The following is a 19,202-nucleotide window of genomic DNA, read 5'->3' as shown; positions in this document are numbered from 1 at the left end:
CACCTCGGCCGAGTCCAATCGCTACACCTACACCGGCCGCGAATGGGACGACACCCTCGACCTCTACCACTTCCGGGCAAGAATGTACGATCCAAAAGCAGGAAGGTTCATCGGAAGGGACCCCTTGTTTATGAGACGAGTGGCTTCCCACTATCTGTTCACCCGCTCAGCGCCACTGCGTTTTATCGACTCATTCGGAAAGGCCCCTGAAGAACCGAATCCAGCGCCGCAAGACGATGGATGCACGAACGCAGAGCGTCAGCTGATCGAGAGGGCGAAACAGGAAGCTAAGAATCGGCTTACCAGAAACCCTGATTGTTTTTCGCGTATGCGTAATGCAAGTGCCGACTGTCGATCTCAGCTTCACGACTGCGTTAGCCAAGGTCTAGATCGTACCACCTTCCGATGCGGACATATTGGGCAGGGCGAATGCCATCAAGAACGCCCTCTCCCCAAAGGTGTCACTGCAACTCCCTGCGCAAAGCTGAAGAGTGATGCCGCAAACGGAGATGTTTACCCCGAGCCAGACCGGAAGGGTGATAAAGAAAAATGTGAGCCGTGCGAACACCCTGAGGATTTTGCAAACAACTGCAAGCTCTGCCCTGCAGATGGCGATTACGGAACACTCGAAACCTGGATTTGCCGAAGTGGTCCCGGAAATACTATTGAGAACGATCTCGCGGCATTGACAGCGCTGCTCGTTCACGAAGTGTCCCACAATTGCGTCGGGGGCCATGACACAACCAACATTCAAGCGCCCGGTGGCAAACAGGACGAATGCAAACGTCCGGATGCCGGGAGTGTTGAAGACACATTCAAGAACTGCAGGTAAATAGGATGACTAGGTTAATTACTTCGGCGATCGTTGTTGTCTTGTTTGCATCGTTCCCAATCGGCACGAATGCAGACACATACGAACGCTTCACAGGTATCGTTGATTCGAGTCGATCTGCAGCAACCACTGTCGTGGTCCAACCAACCACCCTTCCCGAGACAGGTCAAGCTGGATCAAGGTTGCTGGTTTTTTCGAGACTCCCAGAATCAACCAAGGCTGGGCAGGCGACGCATGTGTTAGAGTCTTCGCTTCGAAACGGGGCGATTCGATTCGTGTTGGACGAAACTCTGCCCTTCCGTCCAACTGTCTCGAGGGTATCCGATTCGCATGTTGCAGTTTTGAGTTACTGGGGTGCAAACCGATCGTGGTTCAAATCGCATCCCGCAATTGAGATAAGAGCATTGAAGGATGGGGAACGTCGAGAGTTCAGGATTGAGGATATTCTTGAAAGAATTGACGATTGCGTTTTCGTTTCGAGATCGACAATCTCTTGGCTCAAGGATGCATGCTTCTCTGCGTCTGGAAGCAGCCTGTATGTCGCTCTCTGGCTGAAAGCTAGCGATCGGCCAGGCGTTCTCAATCGGTTGATTCGCGTCGACGTCTCAGGTGGTGAAATCCTGCACGTTGGTGAGTCGTCATACCGGGAAGCAATGAGGCAAACTACACCGAACTTTCATGCTTCGCTATTCGACATCGCTCGCGAAGAAAATAGTGAAGTTCTTCGTGATGTGGCGAACGAGGTTCTTGGTCAAGAGTCCACTACGAAGCATTTGCGAGCTCATGCCGCAGCATACCTGTACCGCGTTTTCGACGACCAACCGGCAAAACGAGTCTTGCTTGGCTTGCGAACAGAGCTAATGAACGGTCCACCGGAGAACGAACTGGAATTGAAAACGATTGTGCATCATTTCGATGACGCCCACGCATTTGCCGATAATATCTTGCGCGAATCGGGAAGGCGTCCGCTCAATTGAGCGGACAAGTCGTGCCGGAATCGTGGCAGCCTAGCAGATGCCAAAACCGACCGACCGGCTGATTGTTGCCAACGCAACAAGCGGACTTAGAGAGTCGAGCTACACTTCGAGAGATGACGAATCAGTAATGATCGTACCGTTGAAACATGCAATTACTCTGTTGCGATCTGCCCAGTATGGCCTGGCGAAAAGTGAATGTTCTCGACGACAAATTCGCCAGTTGATCCCAAGAAAACCGAACGGCGGCCAGGAATTTCCCATCCTGGTGGAAGTTCGATTTGTTTTGGATTTCCACTCCATCGAATCGCTTCGACGTCGTCGATCAGGACGAGGATCTCGCCATCGCGGACGCGAAGATGGACCGAACGTGATTCGTTGAGCTTAAAAAAGAAACCTTCGGTCCAAGTTGGCAGCGACTCGTGCCGAGCGATCCCGTCAATGCGTTCGATGAAGCACCCGCCTACGTCGCGATGAGTACCAATAGCCAGCATGCCCTTCGAATCTCCAAATGGAAAGGCAATATTTAATCCGCCGAATCGCTCGTTGGCGTTACTACGACGCGAGACCGTCAACTGTAATTCGTATTCGGCGGGAACATCGAGGGGGAGTTCCAGTACGGCACGAAGTCCCCGCTCGAAATCCGGTGTCAACAGCTGATCAGTCTTGATCCGCCACTGGCCTACAATACTGTCTCGGTCCACGTCGATACTCTCGATCACGTTAGGGCTGATCTGCCCTTGATCAATCGCACGTTCTGCTTCCGTTAAAACACCAACTGGCTGAGCGGAATCGGACGGCGATAGCTCGGCCTTTACCCATTCGAGGAGTAATGGATCAAAGAACAGCAGTGTTCCAATGGCGCAGCAGAGCAGAACCATCGCCCCGAGCAGTTTCTTGCGCCAGGCAGCGTGTCGCCTGGATGAAAGGGTTTGGTAAGTCCCGCTCGTCGGCGACGCTACTGTTTCGTCAGCGACGAAGGGGGAGATTGCTTGAATGACCTCGACGGGCGTTTGGAAGCGATCACTCGGATTGAAAGACGTCATCCGGTTGATTACGTCTTCTAAGCCGCTGGGGAAAGCGTCCGGTTCGATCAGACTATTCGCCAACTCCCCCGCAGGTGGCTCGACTTGGCTTGGCGATAGTCCATGCCGCGCACGTGGAGGCTGGCCATGCAGCAGATAGTGCAGCGTCGCTCCCAGTGAGTAGATATCGCTGCGAATATCTGCCTGGCGTGCGTCCTGAGCTTGTTCGGGTGCCACGTAGTTTGGCGTTCCCATGAAGGTTCCGATCGCGGTGATGCTGTGGACGGCCGATTGCTCACCTTCATCCGAATCGTCGGGCATCGTGAAGGACGCCAACCCGAAGTCGAGGATTTTGACGGTGCCGCTGGACAATCGGGCCGCATCGCCGACTCCGTTGTCACCCGGATCGGATATCAACATCAGGTTCTGTGGTTTGATGTCGCGATGGACCATGCCACTTTCAAAAGCGTGCTGTAGGCCAGCAGCAACCTGAACGATGTAATCGCAGGCAACCGGAACCGAAAGAGGCCCTCGTCGCTTCACATGTTCAGCAAGATCGACGCCATCGACATGCTCCATCACCAACAGATGCAGTTCGCCGAGCTGTTCTGCATCAAAAGCTGTGACGATGTTTGGGTGCGACAGCCGAGCCGCAGCCTTGGCTTCACGGTGGAAACGTTGGATCGCTTTTGCATTGCGAATCAGTTCAGGCTTGATGACCTTGATGGCAACCAAGCGATCCATCAACCGATGTCTCGCCTTGTAGACGGTGCCCATCCCTCCTTGGCCAATGACGCCAAGCAACTCGTACCGTGGGTGAGCGGCGAGTTCAGCCGATACGTCCGACAATCTCGAAGCCTGACCGTCGGCGATGGAAAACTCCGAAGCCTCCATCCCCGCGTCCCTTTCGTCGACCGTTTCCTGCTGGTCGCGGTGATTGGAATCGGGATTCGGAGGCCGTGTGGACATGAAAGAGTCGGAAGCTCCGGCAGGTATATGTGCGAAATACAGCTTGGAAGACTCGATGATAGCCGATCCAAAGCTGCTTCGTGGATGGCAGAGAGGTTCTCGCAGCCCCTCTGACGCGTATTCCCGCGGCGTGAATTCGGCAATAATCTGTCGAGGGTCGTGGCGAACAACTTCGCTAGCCCTTGCTGCCCCAAAGCTGCAAACTAAAGAGCAAGCACGGTAAATCATGTTTCGAATCGATCACCGCACCCTGCAAGCACACCTCTCCGGTGACGGCGGCGGCCCCTTCACGCACTTTGTTGACGAATTGATACAGCTTGAGGCTTTCATGGCTGGTATGCCGATGGATCGATTTCATCGTCAGTTGCGAGTGAACATTGGTGACGGCGGCGTCGACACGAGTCTCGAAATTCCAATTTTGGATTCAAGTGTCGGGTGGTTCGATGCTCCAACGTGTTGGCAGTACAAGGCGGAATCGACCTACGACTTAAAGTCGCTCGTGCCTGAGATCAAGCGTGAGATGCGAAAAAGTCACGCGACAAAACTTATTCAGGAAGGGTATGCCTATCGATTTTGCATGTTGGCGGATATTCCAGACGACAAGACTCAGAAGGTCGAGACCGAGATGCTTTCGGTCGCGACCGAGATTTGGAACAAGACCGGCGGATCACCTAAACGGCCGAGACTGGTGGACGGGGCCGACCTACAGAACTGGATTGAGCTTCGCCCAACAGCCGTGCTTTCTTTGACCGGACAAACTGGTGAGTTTCTCAGTTTACGAAGCTGGGTCGCTAACACGAGGGATCTCACGCCAGACTACGTTTCCAGTCCAGCCGCAGCCGGCATGTTCGAACGCATTCGTGCTCATGTCAACCTCCAACAAACCGTTTCAGGGTCGGACGTGTGCTTAACGATTTCTGGTCTCAGTGGCGTCGGAAAGACACGGTTTGTGGCAGAGGCTCTCGATTCAATCGAAGGCGCTCACGCACTCGTCGTCCAGACGGCCAACGATCAGCAAGCACGAGAGCTTGCGGCACGCGCGGCCGAAGACCCGCGAGCAACGTTGGTTCTCGTCGCAGACGAGTGCAGTCCAGCTTCAGTCCGATCGCTTCAAGGACTCGCGGCGGCCAGTTCGGATCGCATTCGAATCATCGCGATCGAGCACTTTGAGCGACTGACGAGCGGCGGTGCAAGCCAGCAGGAAACATGGCTAGACAAGTTGCCACCGGAAACGACCAATGCCATTCTCCGTACCAACTTCCCGGAGGTGCCGGATGAAACCCGCAAACGTATCGTCGTTCTCTCCGACGGATACATTCGTTTCGCTGCACTGATTTGTCGGAACGCATCGGGCCTCAATCTCACTGACCTCACCCAGACAATTCATTCAGTCAGTCAGTGGGTGGATCACTATTTGGATGACGATGTGGATTGTGACCTTGTCGGTGCGATCGCCTTGTTTTCGCGAGTCGGCTTCCGAGATGAGTTTCGTTGTGAGCTGGAAAGTTTGACTGAGTTGACCTCAATACCCATTCGAGAAATTGAGCGTCGCGTTGAGAGAATTCGTAATCGAACTGGCTTCGTGACTCAACAAGGCCAATTCTGGTACGTCACCCCGGAATTAATCGCCCCCGAGATGTTCCGTCGAGGATGGAAAGCGTTCGCCGAAAATGATCTTGATGGCTTTGTGAAAAGACTCCCTCCGGCCATGCTGGAACAATTCAAACGTCGCGTCGAGTACTACGGTGGCGAGGAGGTGGCGGCACAAGTCGCGGGCTACTTTCGCAGTGTGATGGACAGACTTTCCATTGACGATTTGTTTAACGCTGACATCGTCGAATTCGTCGTGTCGATCGCAAAACTGGATCCTTCTCGACACGTTCGCCGAGTCGCGGATCTGCTTGAAAGTTGCTCGGACGAGGACATCGGCAGAATCGGAACGAGCGTTGGCAGCGGGTCATGGGGGCCACGACGGCATCTTGTTTGGATGTTCGAAAAGATGGCACTCTTTCCGGAGTTCTTTCGCGACGCGGAGCGATCGCTCTTCAAGCTCGCAAGATATGAGACAGAGGAGCACATCGGGAACAATGCGACCAAGGTCTGGGCGACACTTTGGCAGATCCATTTTTCCAATACTCCGCTGCCATTCGATAAAAGGCTGGCGGTGCTTAGAGAACGATTTGAAGATTCCATTTCGGTGGAGTTTTGCGAACTTGCGGTTGACGCCATGATCGGTCGGACTGGTGGTGGTCCGGTTCCTCCTCCTTTCTACGCGGGTCGTTCCGTGCCCGACGTGTGGTCTCCGGAATCCCGAGACAACGAGAGGCAATGTTTGCGAACGGCAATTCATCTGTCGGCCGAATTGATGAAACACAAGCCGCAGTTCAGCGAGACAATTCTTGATGTCTTGCTGCGCAATCTACTGTGGCTCGTTGATCGTGACGTGGTCGCAGTCTTGAAAGATTCGCTGTCCGGATTGGACCTTTCGAGTAGCCAGCGGCTTAGGATCTACAATACCCTGATCGAGAACGACCGAAGGTACTTTTCGCACGCTGACTTCGAAGGTACAGAATCCGTCCGAGTGGCACGAGACTGGATTGACTCGCTCCGACCGACGAACTTCGAAGAGCAACTTCGATCAGTTTGCTCGTCCGACATCTGGGGAGAACGATTCTTACCGGAAAACGAAGGAAAGCCCGGCGAGATTAACGAGTTGGTGCAGTTTGCAGTCGACAACCCCGACAAGTTGAAAGCCAGCTTGGGTTGGCTGTCCACTGATGAAGCGATTGCAGCGCGGCGTTTTGGGGTTAAGCTCGGTCAAGCGGACACAGATCTCGTATTTGCCGATGCGATTGTGAATTCGCTCACTCCTGATAGCAGCCAAGAATTCGTCGCCGGCTATTTGTCATCACTCGTCAAGCACAACTCATCGCTGCCGACGTCGTTGAGGGATTTCGTCGGTAACGAGTTTGCGAGTTCACCACGACATGCGATGGGATTAGTCGAGGTGGTTGGAAACAAAATGGATATGTTTCCAAAGATTCTTGCCGCGATCGAAAATGATGATCTCTCCTCCGTCGACGTCGTGCGATTGGCCTATAACTTCGGGGGCCATCCCCTGCCGTCCGAGCAGAGCTTGCAATTGCTCGAATCAATCGCGAACGACGAGGCGAGATTCGATCGCGAGGCAAACTGGACGGTCCGATTGATTCACCACCTCATCATGGCAAATCGCCACGGAGAAACCGAGCAAAACATTGTCGCTTCGCCCGAGTTTCGGACAGTCTGCCGAGAGACTTTGCGTAGAGCAGTTCCTCAGTTGGATCGTCACTCCGTTGGAGAATGGTGCAAGATCGCAACAAAACTTATCCAAGCGGGCGATTTGGAATGCTTTGAGTTGTTTGAAAAAGCACTCGGTGCAAAATACCTTACTTTGTGCCGGAAATCACTTGACAGTCTTGAGGAGTTGGCAGAGAGCTATCCCGTCGAAGTAATGGACTGCTTTGGAAGTACGCTGATAGGCGAGTCTGGGCTGTACCTTCGCGTCCACGTCTGCGATTCGCTTCTTGACGCACTTCCGAAACGCGTGGTGCTTGACTGGTGTGACGGCAAATCAGCCAAAGAATTGAAGATGATCGCACGGCACATGCCACCTCCGTATCAGGGCGGAACGTCGATGACCGTGCCCGAGCTACTCGACGAGTTCTTGCGAGCGCACGGGACAGACGAAATTCTTGCCGAATTGCACGCAGGAAAGAACAGTTCAGGGGTTTGGAATGGACCTCTGTCGCCGCAACTCAGGGATGAGGCCGAGCGGCTTGTAAGCCTAATGGAACATCCAAACCGATGGATTCAACGGTACGCTGTCCTCGAACGCGAGTATTTGCTGGACTGGGCAGAGCGAGAACAACTTCGGGAAGCGAATGAAGCGATTGAGCACCGAACGAAATAGCATTTTCAATCCACGATCGGCTGCACGGAATGTCTCTAATAACACTCCGTCTGTCACCCACCATTGCATGCAGCAAAAATGCGAGGCGAATTCACTTCCTTACTTTCGCTTTGCAATCACGGACCGTTTGTGGAGGTCGCTTCCGCAATGATCGCGCCACGGACATGTTCCGACAGTCTGCCGACATGGTTGGACATTTCTTGCTTCGTTAGTTCCAAATCGACACCCTGCCGGTGATGACTGATTTCATTGCGTAGGCGTGTATAGACCGTTTCCATCACGCCAGTTTTAAGGTGTGGGCTTTGCGTGAGCGCGACATTCGGTTCATTTTGCTGGATGAACCTATCGACCCGACCCTGATGGTCCCCGAACAGCATCATCATGAGGTTATAGAGATGCATAAACCGTTCAGTGCTACCGCCTGACCGGATTGCCGAGCGGAACATCTGTTTATGGATGTCGCTCGCAGCCGCGGAGTTGCTCAATTGGTCAGCGATGGTTGTCCCGTCGACGCGTGTAAGCGTGGTTGCACTGCAACTCATGTGTAGCGTCACGCCTGCAGAAATGTGGTGCGTTTCGTCCGGCGGATCTGTCTGTTCGAAACTTTGCCCGATGAGTCGTGGCTGACCAATCGGCAGCCTGCGTTCGAAGGCCAGCGTATCAAGCAGCGCGTCCGCCGCATTTCGAGCGATAGCGACACCATCGATCTCGGTCGAAACATCCGAAATCCTGACCGAAACCGTGATGCCGCGAGCGCTGTCCGCGCGGATTAGAAGCAAATCGACCTCGTCACGGTCATCGGTGACCTGGACCTCATCAAACTCGATCGGATTGCTTTCAACAGACGCGACAAACTCTACGCTGCCTTTTAACATCGATATGCCTAATGGAAGACGGCGGAACGCACGTGATCCAACTGACGAACGTTGGCACCGAGGTTTATGGGCATTCGAGGTGCTTGCCAATTTGGGATTTGGCTTGGTGTTGTCCGCTGCGACTTGCATTTCATCGGCAGATCCAATGTACACATTTCTCTGCTTGCGTGGCCAGTAGTGCTCGCCCCAACCCCAAGGTGCATCGTCTGGTTGGCACGGCCAGATTCGTCCGGCGCTGCGTTTCACAACTTAGCGTCTATGTAGCCATAGTCGCTTTTCGTCTACCAGCGTCCTGAGCCTACGGCACGATACCGCCGGAGAGAGAGCATCGATTCCAACCCGAGTAATCGCCCCACCGTGCCTCCGTCAGCTTTGACGTTGGGATCTTATTTTCAGAGCACGACGCATCTTTATGGTCCCATGCCGCGGGAAGGAGACCGAAACATCGCGCCCACTCATAACCCAGCGACCAAATCACGCACATTCCCGCTGGGTTATTCGCTAAACTGACGTTTTTCCCATCACCCGGCACCAGAGACATTTCCGTGCATTCCGCAAACCGTCTTGACCACTCAACTTGAACCCCACGGTAGCGAAATCACGCGACCGTGGGGTTTTGTTTTGCGCTGAGCAAGAGGGCAAGCGAATGATCCTTAGGAATCGCAAGGGTCTGCAACCCTCGTAACCCTAGCCGATTCTCTCTCGCGACGTCGCGCGTGACCCGATCTGTTCAGGCGTTTGACGCTCCGACGCCCCGTTTCCGGCCCCGACAACCGTCCGAAAAACTGGTGCCGGTCGGAACAACGCATGAACCGACATGCTGACGATCATTCGGAGAGTCGACAGGGTTGATCCTTACTACGACAATTGACAGCAGTGTCGATACTCGTCGGAAGGTCTCAAGCTCAATACTCGCGCTGCAAGCAATGAAGAAGCTCCGCGCCAAGACATTTGCGCTCAAGCCCGATATTCCGTTTCGCTCGGGGACGATCTCAGCTCGCTGCCAAAAAGTCTGGCTCGAGCTGTTGACGCACCTTTACGAATCTGGTCGCGGGGCCGAGGTGTTTGATCTCATGCTTTGGGACGTTCGCGACGACGGCACCGTCCGCGTGACGTTTCGATCGAGTGACGTTGTCGAGGAGGCTCAGCTCGGAAACGTACCCGAGGCAATCTTTTTTGTTGAAGGGATCCGTCGAGAGTCTCGTCAAGCCAAGTCGGTCGCCCAACGCAAGAAGTCAATCGCCGAGTTTCACGAGTGGATTGAACTGGCAATCGTTGAGTCGTTCCTAAGCGAACCGATCGAAATCGAATATTCCTATTTCAACGTGGGAGAGCAGCCATTTTCCGTTGTCACGACGGCCCAGGACATCGGGCTGCAATCCAGTCATCTCAAGCGTCTTCTCAGTGACTTTGGCGGACTGAATGACAAGGAGATCAAGAGAAAACAGCAGTGTCTTAAAGACGGGCGGGACTTCAAAGCTGGCACGAGACAACGCACACGCGTCGTGAGCGTCAAACGAAAGTCGTCTTCCCCGCGAATGAAGACGAAGCGGCTGAAGACCTTTGGTCGCGGTTGGAAGCGTTTTTATTTTGACGACGGCCAGACCCGCCGATTCTGGTACCTACACACTCGCGGAGAAGATCAGACCATCGTGCAGGGAACCACCGGCGCTGGCGGGTCGGTACGCCGGAAGAGTTACTCTTCTCCTAAAGAAGCGCGAGATCACGGGGCACGCCTTTGCCAAAGAAAGCTTGACGCCGGGTTCATCGCGTACGGGCCTGAGGAACTCAGATACGGACGCAAGAACCGCAGGGCGATCAAACTGATCCGGCAGTCCCTAGCAAATTACGAACAGGGGAGCGAGCACGGGATTCCTGAGGAATTTCGACGGTATCTGCTGGAAGTCAACGGAGGATCCCCAGAACCCGATTGGATTACGTTGCCCGGTCACCCGGTGTATCAGAAAGTGCAGGTCGGCCGAATTCTCGGATTCAAGCCGGGACAGTGGGTCGACGACATTCACTACTACGTGCGAAGCACATCGTTGCCGGAAGGACATGTGCCCCTGGCAAGCGGCCTTCATCTTTTTACGGTTGATCAATTGGGCGCAGTTCACTTCTGGGACGATCGTCAATTGCAACCCGGAGACGTCGCAGACGATCACCGAGTGCATTACGACCGGATCGAGAGTTTCGTGGTTGCAAGCTCGCTCGACGAGTTTCTGACTCGTATTGCCAAGTTCCCGCGAGACACGCAGCTTGAGGTTCAACACCAGACTCCTGACGAAAAACGTGACGGTTTCTCCAAACGTTTTGAGGACGCGCAAGCCGCCGCGGCGAAAAAGCCGCTTCGCCGATTCTACTTCGATGACGGGAAGTTGCGAAAGTTCTGGTACATCCACATGCAGGAGACGTCACATACCACTCGATATGCCCGCTTCGGAAGTCGCCCTGGTGAAACGAAGAAAAGGTTTGATTCGAAGCAGGCTGCAGCAGCGAGTGCATCAAAACTCATTCGCCAGAAATTGAAGAAAGGATATCTCGAGGTTTTACCCGAGGCCCTTTCCATCACTCGTCCGCCGGGGCTGAAGTTGGCCACCGAGTCGGCGATTCGACGATTGGAGAAGCAACTGGGAACCAAGCTCCCCGACGATTATCGACGTTTTCTCATTGTCCAGAACGGCGGACGCCCCGAGCCTGGTTTCATCAGGATTCCAGGCGTGTCCTACATTGACAACGTTGATGCCGGTTTCCTGTACGGGTTGTATCCCGATGCCCGCCCGGGAGAGAGTCTCTCCTGGGGAATCGAAGTGAACGGCGCTGTGCTGCCCAAGGGCCATCTACCGATCGCGTACGGTTCCGATATTTTCACGCTTGCTCTCGGCAAACACTACGGGTGCATCTATTTCTGGAATCATGAATCGGACGACGTCAATGACAGAACCGGGGCATTCCGCGTTTCGGCAGGTCACCTGCTCGCAAATTCTTTCGATGAGTACCTAACGCGGATTGCGATGTTTCGTGCGGCAGCAAGTTGAGCAGTCCGCCCACAGAGGCGTCCGTATTACCGCTCGCCTTACTGACTTCGCGATGAGTATTCGCGGCAATGGGGGCAACTCTTTTCGTTGTCCCACGCGACGCTTTGTTTGATGTCTTCCCACAGTGTCATGCTCGGAACGTAAATCCGATCGCCCGGCATGAGTTGGTAGTTGGTCGACACATCGCCGAGCTGGAGGATCTGTTGGTAACAGATGGGCATGATCGCCCGGGGCTGTCCATCGGCCTGCGGACGCGTCAGGATGATTTTGTGGTCGTTGCAACGATCCGACAAACCGCCCGCCGCAATGATCGCATCAAGTACCGTTTCGTTGCCGACCAGCGGATACGATCCCGGGGCGTTGACCTCGCCCATCACATAGAACAAGCCACTTTCTTTGTTGACCAGTCGTACGGTGACACCGTAGTCAGGCGTTTCGGTCAGCTCGTCAGGAACCGACATGCCTCCGGTTCGGTGGGCAACCAAAGCCATTTTCTGCTGGTGTTTGATCGACTCCTTTTGGGAGACCACCGATTGAACCTGTTCCTGAATCTGTTCTGCCGACAATCCCGCCACCTGCATTCGGCCATACGATCCCAGTTCGATGGTTCCGTCCTGCTGCACGGTCTGATCTGCCGACAGTCGGACAGGAGAGTTGAAATCATTGGGTTCGATGACCAGCACGTCGCCCGCTTCGACCCGGTGCGAGGGCAGGGGCGCTTTGGCGAGCTCGGTCGGGACGTTTGGCGGATGCCCCGTGGATTGTCTCATTTCACTCGCGTAGGACAACAATTGATGCCCACCGGCGCTGACGGGCAACCCCAGTGACGCCGCGGTGCGACAGCCCGACTGAAGAGGCAGGCACGCCAACAGGAACACGGCGGCAAGATCTTGAAGGTGACGTTTCATGGAGAACTCTCGTTTTATCGTCGTCGCGTTTGCGAGTGTATTTCGGTAAGGCGATTTGCCGCGGAGGGAAGGCTGGAGGACAAGAAGAATCGCACAGCGTCTTGGCTGAGTTGTTTTCCTGGTTGCAGGCGCAGCGTTGGACGATCGGCGGTCCCGCCGACGTGGACACGGACGACCCGATCTTTCAGAAGCTCATTCGCTTTCACGACCAGCGCCACCGGTGCCGGTGCCGCTAACATCACCGGAGAATCCAGAAGGGAAACAAGTTGATCGGTCGGGCTGGTGGATTCGGTGCTGGCGACCACGTCCAGATCCAGTCGGCCGCTCATCGTCGCGTTGCCGGATACCATCAACTGAACATTGCTTTGGTGAATCGCGACTTCGTCCAGGTGCACGAGTCCACCGGCGATGCGTCCGTGGACCGTCCCGCCATCCTGGCCACGTCCGGGGACCGGTGGCGAGAGCGTGATCATCTTGGGCAATTGATCCAGCACCGGTATCTGCATGGCTTGAATGTTCTTCATTTCCATCGCAAACGATCCGACCAGATCTTCGGCCGCGCGAGCGTTCCTCGTGCGGATGTTCGCAGTTCCACTGACCGTTCCTGACCCGACCGATCCGTTTCGCATCAGCTTTGTCAAATCGATGTTTTCAACCCTCACCGATGACGTTGACGTCACACCGCTGGAATAACTTCCTTCGCTCGCGATCAACAGGCTTCCCCCACCAATCGATACGGTCCCGGCACGACATTTCCAACGAGCAAGACCGCCAGCGGGGCGATAAGACCAGTCCACGGGAATCACCGCCTTGCGAACCGCGACACCGGCGGCGGCCAAGTTGTCGATGGTCACGTCGAGTTTTCCGGAGATCTCGGATCCGATTCGACCACGGACCAATACCGATCCGGTGCCAGAGACGCCCTTGACTCCGAAGGGAGAACTCGCGCGTCGCAAATTGATGTGAGTGGCGGACAAGTCGAAGCGGCCAACAGGAGACCGATCGAACATGACCTCGCCGGAGCCGCTGAGTGCCGCCTCGGCAAATCTTCCACGAATTCCGGTGAGTTCCAAACGATCGGGATGCAGCACGGTCTCCGCCGAAATCCTCTGTGATAAACCCTGGCGGTTCCATCCCAGGTTTTCGACACTCGCCGATGCGGTACACACGTACCGGCCGTCCCAGGCCGCCGAATCGCGTGTGCAATGCGCAGACAGAATGGCCGTCAGGGATTGTGCTTCGCGCGGCATGCCAAGTACCCGAACCAAAGTCTCAGCCCGTAGTCCCGTCAATGAGACCTCCGCCGTCAGCGGAACCTTGGCAATGGGAGGTGACTTGGTGGCGAAAAAATCCGCGAGTTGCGGCAATGAGCCGGATGCTTGAGCATCAAAGTCTCCGCTGACAAGCGAACCGTTTGCGTCCACTCGCAACTCGCCGCAATCGACCGCGATCGTGGCGCGATTGATCTGCATCGGAACGCGTTTGACGGAAAGTTGTTTTGATGCTAGCCAGGCTTCACCGGAAAGTGATTCCAGATCTGCGATCGACGTGACGCGAAAGCCGCCGTCCAGAATACCGGTTGTCGGAAGGTCTTGGCCGACCATGCCGACGAAACGCGAGGCTTCGAGACCGGAAAATGTTCCTTGAATCCGGGTGCGAGTCCAGTCCAGGTCCTCGATGCGGGCTTCGACATCGAATCGGCCATTCAGAAAATCCGGCGAACATGTTGAGATCGTCAGTCCATCGAAGTCGGCGGTCCAATCCAGTGTTGCCTCACCAATCTTCGTCAACGCATAGCTTGCCTGACGTAGGGTCGCCGAACCCGATGCGTCGAGCGACTGCTGGCCGTTCGTCATGTCCAGCGTGAACGCGAAGCTCCCGTTGACGCCGGCAAATCCGTCAAGAGGAAACCGTGTCTGGGAATATCGAGTCAGGACTTCGCTGATATCGGCGAGTCGGAGTGCATCAAGGGCGACATCACCTTGCACCTGGACAGTTGATCCGATGCCGGCCGAGGCGTTTGCTACCAGCGTGTGCTCACGCCAGCGAGCCTCGAGCCGATCACACCGGATGTTGCCATTCGATAGACTCGCCTGCCAGTCGATGTCCGACAGACTTTCACCGGCAACAGAAAGAGATTTCGTTTGAATGCGGGTGTCGGCCGTCCAATCGGCCGGGATCGTTATTCGAGTGGTCGGACACGATGCTGTCGCAGTCGCTACCAGGCGCCCGCTTGGATCCAGTTTCTCGAGCCCCAGAATGTTTACCAGTTCGATCGAAGGTTCGACAAAGAACTGCAATCTGGATGCGAGCTGTCCACCCCGTGCGAGTGCAATGGTCGTTTCCGATTGAATCTCCGCGAGGATCGACTTCTGAACGTCTCTGAGGGCGAAGTCATTCAAGTTGATGGTGACAACACCCTCAGCCAATCGCGTGATGATTGAGGCTGGATCCATTTGAACGTCTTGCGTCGCGAGATCTGACGTCGCCAAACGGGCGGTTGCTTCGAAGGTGTCCACATTTTCAATCGTCTCCAGTGGGATCGTAAAGTCGCTGTGAGCGATCACGCTGCCGCTCTTTAGCTGGACTCCGAATGACTTTGCGATTGGCCTCAGATCAAACGGCTCGCTGGCGAGCGCGCCCCGCAGGGATCCATGCAGAGTTTTCAAGTCATCCAGCCTGACGTCTCCGGCGACATCGATATCGGCTCGAACGCCCGGTAAGGCATGGTCGTCCAGCTGGGTGTGTTGGGCATCGGCTGTCAAATCCCCCTGAAAACGCAGCGTGCCATCGTCCAGAACGAAATTCCATTTTGTCCAGCCGGCGGCGTCGGTGCGCAGCTTTTCCAGTGCGGGCAGTGCCTTGGCCATCGCGGCGGGCTGGCAATCCTGCAACGAAGATTCGAAGACTCCTTCCGGCTTGTCCGCGATCAGGTCGACCGACCCGAGCAGTTTCCAGGAGCCACCTAGAGGATTGGCGTTCAAATTCGCTCCAAGCTTCCCTGCTTTGGAAGTGACGACCAGGTCCAGTCTGTCGCACAAGGTGCCAAACAGATCCGCCTGCACATTGGTCGTCCATGCACGCAAACAGAAATCGTGTTTTCGGGGATCGATTTCGTCGGCGGGATGTCGCGCGACCAGCTTCAAACCAAAGTTGGCTGAAGCGGCGTAGGTCGCGATTGCCGATGGCATCAGCGGCAATTTGTTGAGACCGACGGTATCGAGATGCATCAATCCGATGTCGACCGTCGAGATGCCCGCAAACGATTGGGCATCAAGATCACTCTTGATCGTACATTTGCATCCCAGGAAATCGCCGATCGCAACCTTCGCTCGAATGCGCTCTTTGGCGGACAAGCGGATGTCCACGCCACTGACCTTCAGGCTATCGCGGCCAGTTTGGTGGACGATCAAGGTGGCGTCTTGCACCGTCACTCTAGCTACCGGGATTTTGACCGGCCCCGTCGCAGGTGCACTCTCTCCAGCCTCGGGAAAGACGCTCAGCAGGTTTCCGTCAGCATCGAAGCGGACCTCTGCAGTCGGAGCCTGGATCACGACTTCCTCGATCCAGACGCCAGAACGACAGCCTTGCCAAAAACTCGGCACGACCCGGATTCGGTCGATGGTCAATTGCCGCTCATCAGGAATCTTCGGTTCAAAGACCTCCAGCCGGCGGATTTGGATTTCGTGCCACTCGATGGCGATGCTTTCCAGTCCGATCCGCTGCGGGAGGAACCGCGAGCCGATTTGGATGATCGCAACGCGAGCAATCACATTGCGAAACAGAAATCCCGCCAGCAGGACTAGCGCAAGTCCGACGACAACGTTCCGGAGCCATTTTCCCGCAAGGAGGCGCCGTTTTCCCACGATGAGGCGGCGCGAAGGCATCGGTTTGACCGGCGATTGGGCTGGTCGCTTCATGTCCGGAGAGTCTCCGGTACGTCCGGTTTCGTTGCAGGGACGCAGTGATGGCGCGACCAGGCCGGTTCGGGAAACTTGCACAGGCGAAGTCTGGATGCAGCTGACTGTCCCCGGATGAGCACATTATTCCGCGAATATCGGGCAACTGCTTTCGTCGCCGACTCTGTCGACGGAAAAGTCCGCGTGAAACTCGCCAGCCTTGTCACGCGCACTCGCCGGTGGGCATCCAACGAGAATCTGATGGAAAATCGACGGGGAACGGTTGTCGTGTCGAAACGCATCGACCCTCCTTTTCGCAACGAAAGTGTTCTTACTCCTTCGAATACGAAAACTCGGCCGGTGCAAGCTAGTCGAGGTCTGACCGGAAGCGTGAAACTATTGGGATTTGCAAGCCAGCGAAACGCGGCTATTCGCCCAGAAAACGAAAGAGCAATTCACCCCACGCATCGCTTTCGCGGTAACGCAGCAATGCTTCATTCAATGGTTTGCGGAGACTGCTGTCTGCTTGCAGGGCGATCGCGTACTCCTGGACATTGAAAACGACGGGCAGGACATCGATGCGATTTGCAAACTGCTCGGCAGCCATGTATTTCAGCAGCGCCGCGTCGTACACCACGGCGTCAGCTTTTCCATCTTCGATCGCCCGCAGGGCCTCGTCAGGATTTGGGTAGGCCCGAAAGAAAATGCGGCGTTGCCTCAGATAGTCCTCACTGGTACTGGACGAAATGGTCGCGACTCGAACACGGTTTAAATCGGTGGGGCTGGCAATGCCGGTGTCTAATTGCTGAACCGTCAGGACCGACGTGATGATGCCGGTCAGGATCGACAGCAAGATCAAGCTGGCCAGCATCGCAAAGGTCGCCAGGATGCGACCCATCACGCTCACCGGCACCACGCCCTTGTGCCCGAATAGCAGGATGGTGGACCACCAGATGCCCATTCCGATTCCGGAACGGCGTTTTCCGCCAAACATCAACGTATTCGTTTTTCGTTCAAATACCCAGAACAACAATCCACAAACGAGGACGATGCCGATCATCGATCCGATGATCTTGACCAGTCGGCTGGATACGATCCGGTTGACCAAAGACCACGCCGTCGTTCGTTCACGGGCACTGACCGCTATGCCCAGCCCGGTCGAAAAATGAGGATGGCAAAAGCCGACCCGTTCGTGCCGGTCGGATGTGACACTGATGGCGGCAACGGCCGCATCGAGGCGGCCGGCTTCAAGCTCCGTCAGCATCTGATCGAGTGACATTTCAACCAGCTCGTACTCGAGGTCCAACTCGTCGGCCAAGTGATCCCAAAGTTCGATGCTGATCCCCGACCATGATCCGTCCGAATTCTTGATCGCGAAGGGAGGGCTCACCTTCGTCCCGACAAGCAAGACCTCTGGTGGCCGTTCGGCGTTTTCAGAAACCTGCGCAGACAACTCGACGGCGGGCGTGATCGTCAGGAAGACGATCGAGAGCAATCCGGCAAACGCATTCTTGCAGTCTCTTCGATCCATGGTTCAAGCGGCCTTGCGTCGGATTGACGGAAATGATGCACTCGCGTCAACAAGCGATTGGCTAGGATGCTGCGAGTGTTCTACAACGATTGCGTTCGCTGAATCAATTCCACGTTCGTGCAGGCGTTTGATTATGGGCGACGCCCAATCGGCTTTCATTACTGTTTCACCGAAGCGAAAACAGTCATCGGACACTTGTGGCTCGCTTGGATGCTTCTATTCACCGGCGATGCATCGGGGGCTGACAACTGGCGATTTGAAAAGGGTGACGCTTGTTGTGATTTGAACAAGGATCGAACACCATTCCCGGGCATTCTACCATCAAATCTCCCGCCGTCGGACGGGAGCCGGTCTTCGCGGCGGGCACGTGCACAGATTCTCGGCGGGCTGTCTCGCCCAAGTGTGACTGGTTCGGTGACGACTGAGCCAGGGATATGCCGCGGGACCCCTCATCCTTTGCGCCCCGATAGGTAAGACGCAACGATCGGATTGGAGGGCGCATTGAATACCGCCTCCGTCTCACCTTGCTCGACAATTCGTCCGACACCATCTTGCGTCCAAAAGACTGCAACCTGGTCCGACAGACGGCGTGCTTGAGCCAAGTTGTGGGTGACAATCAGAACGGTGTACTGACCTCGCATCGAGTCGATCAATTGTTCGACGCGTTCGGCCGACAAGGGGTCCAGGGAGCTGCACGGTTCGTCCATCAGCAGAACTTGTGGCTTGAGCGCGAGGGCACGGGCAATGCACAGCCTCTGCTGCTGTCCGCCTGACAGTTCTAGGGCCGATTGCTCAAGGCGGTCGCTTACCTCATCCCATAACCCGACATCACGAAGTGCCGACTCGGCTATTCTCCGCAATTCCCCGGAATCGCGAATCCCGTGCTCGCGAAGCGGCAGTTCGAGATTACGACGGATCGACATGGCAAACGGGTTCGGCTGCTGAAAGATCATGCCAACATGACGTCGCAAATCGACCGACGACGGGAACACCGTCTCGAGCTCTCGCCCGTCGAAACGGATCCGCCCACGGACGCTGGCACCGGGGATGATTTCCGTCAAACGATTGATCGCGGCCAGGAAGCTGCTCTTGCCGCACCCAGAGGGGCCTACCAGAGCGAGAATCTCGCCGGGCTTTGCTTCGATCGTTGCATCCCTCAGCACGGTGCGACCGTTGTAGGAAACAGACAAGTTTTCAGT

The 19,202-nt window shown here is 55.6% G+C and carries 10 protein-coding genes; 4 read left to right on the top strand and 6 right to left on the bottom strand.

Annotation, left to right across the window (positions count from 1 at the left end; translation table 11 throughout):
- Together FYK55_RS23620 and FYK55_RS23615 are read left to right on the top strand one after the other, a co-directional pair.
- Positions 1–832 (top strand): RHS repeat domain-containing protein (locus FYK55_RS23620; protein ID WP_150079090.1); only part of this gene is annotated, 832 nt, incomplete at its 5' end.
- Between the two features lie 5 nt (positions 833–837).
- A complete protein-coding gene (locus FYK55_RS23615) occupies positions 838–1,809 on the top strand; it encodes a hypothetical protein (protein WP_150079089.1) in 972 nt (323 codons plus the stop codon).
- Between the two features lie 152 nt (positions 1,810–1,961).
- On the opposite strand, the gene FYK55_RS23610 is transcribed toward FYK55_RS23615, so the two are convergent.
- Complete coding sequence (locus FYK55_RS23610) at positions 1,962–4,028, bottom strand: serine/threonine-protein kinase (protein ID WP_235908932.1); 2,067 nt, start codon at positions 4,026–4,028, stop codon at positions 1,962–1,964.
- On the opposite strand from FYK55_RS23610, the gene FYK55_RS23605 reads away from it, so the two are divergent.
- A complete protein-coding gene (locus FYK55_RS23605) occupies positions 4,027–7,752 on the top strand; it encodes an ATP-binding protein (protein WP_150079088.1) in 3,726 nt (1,241 codons plus the stop codon). The genes FYK55_RS23610 and FYK55_RS23605 overlap by 2 nt on opposite strands.
- A gap of 116 nt (positions 7,753–7,868) precedes the next feature.
- On the opposite strand, the gene FYK55_RS23600 is transcribed toward FYK55_RS23605, so the two are convergent.
- Complete coding sequence (locus FYK55_RS23600) at positions 7,869–8,627, bottom strand: hypothetical protein (protein ID WP_150079087.1); 759 nt, start codon at positions 8,625–8,627, stop codon at positions 7,869–7,871.
- 926 nt (positions 8,628–9,553) lie between these two features.
- On the opposite strand from FYK55_RS23600, the gene FYK55_RS23595 reads away from it, so the two are divergent.
- Positions 9,554–11,665, top strand: coding sequence for an SMI1/KNR4 family protein (locus tag FYK55_RS23595; protein ID WP_150079086.1), 2,112 nt, complete (start codon positions 9,554–9,556; stop codon positions 11,663–11,665).
- A gap of 38 nt (positions 11,666–11,703) precedes the next feature.
- Here the strand turns inward: FYK55_RS23595 and FYK55_RS23590 are convergent, their stop codons facing one another.
- The 4 genes from FYK55_RS23590 to FYK55_RS23575 all read right to left on the bottom strand — a co-directional run bounded on the left by FYK55_RS23590 (position 11,704) and on the right by FYK55_RS23575 (position 19,193).
- Positions 11,704–12,573 carry a polysaccharide biosynthesis/export family protein gene (locus tag FYK55_RS23590; RefSeq protein WP_150079085.1) on the bottom strand — a complete coding sequence of 290 codons (870 nt, stop codon included), beginning with the start codon at positions 12,571–12,573 and terminating at the stop codon, positions 11,704–11,706.
- A gap of 14 nt (positions 12,574–12,587) precedes the next feature.
- Positions 12,588–16,346 (bottom strand): AsmA-like C-terminal region-containing protein, encoded by a 3,759-nt coding sequence (locus FYK55_RS23585; RefSeq protein ID WP_161604704.1) that lies wholly within the window; start codon positions 16,344–16,346, stop codon positions 12,588–12,590.
- A gap of 553 nt (positions 16,347–16,899) precedes the next feature.
- Positions 16,900–18,003, bottom strand: a complete 1,104-nt coding sequence (locus FYK55_RS23580) for a transporter substrate-binding domain-containing protein (RefSeq protein ID WP_150079083.1) — start codon at positions 18,001–18,003, stop codon at positions 16,900–16,902.
- Positions 18,004–18,452: 449 nt separating this feature from the next.
- Positions 18,453–19,193, bottom strand: coding sequence for a phosphate ABC transporter ATP-binding protein (locus FYK55_RS23575; RefSeq protein WP_201743788.1), 741 nt, complete (start codon positions 19,191–19,193; stop codon positions 18,453–18,455).
- Positions 19,194–19,202: the final 9 nt, after the last annotated feature.

This window comes from Roseiconus nitratireducens, assembly GCF_008629675.1.
Lineage (GTDB): Bacteria > Planctomycetota > Planctomycetia > Pirellulales > Pirellulaceae > Stieleria > Stieleria nitratireducens.
Note: the sequence above shows the minus strand (reverse complement) of the source record. Positions and strands in the feature narration are given on the sequence as shown.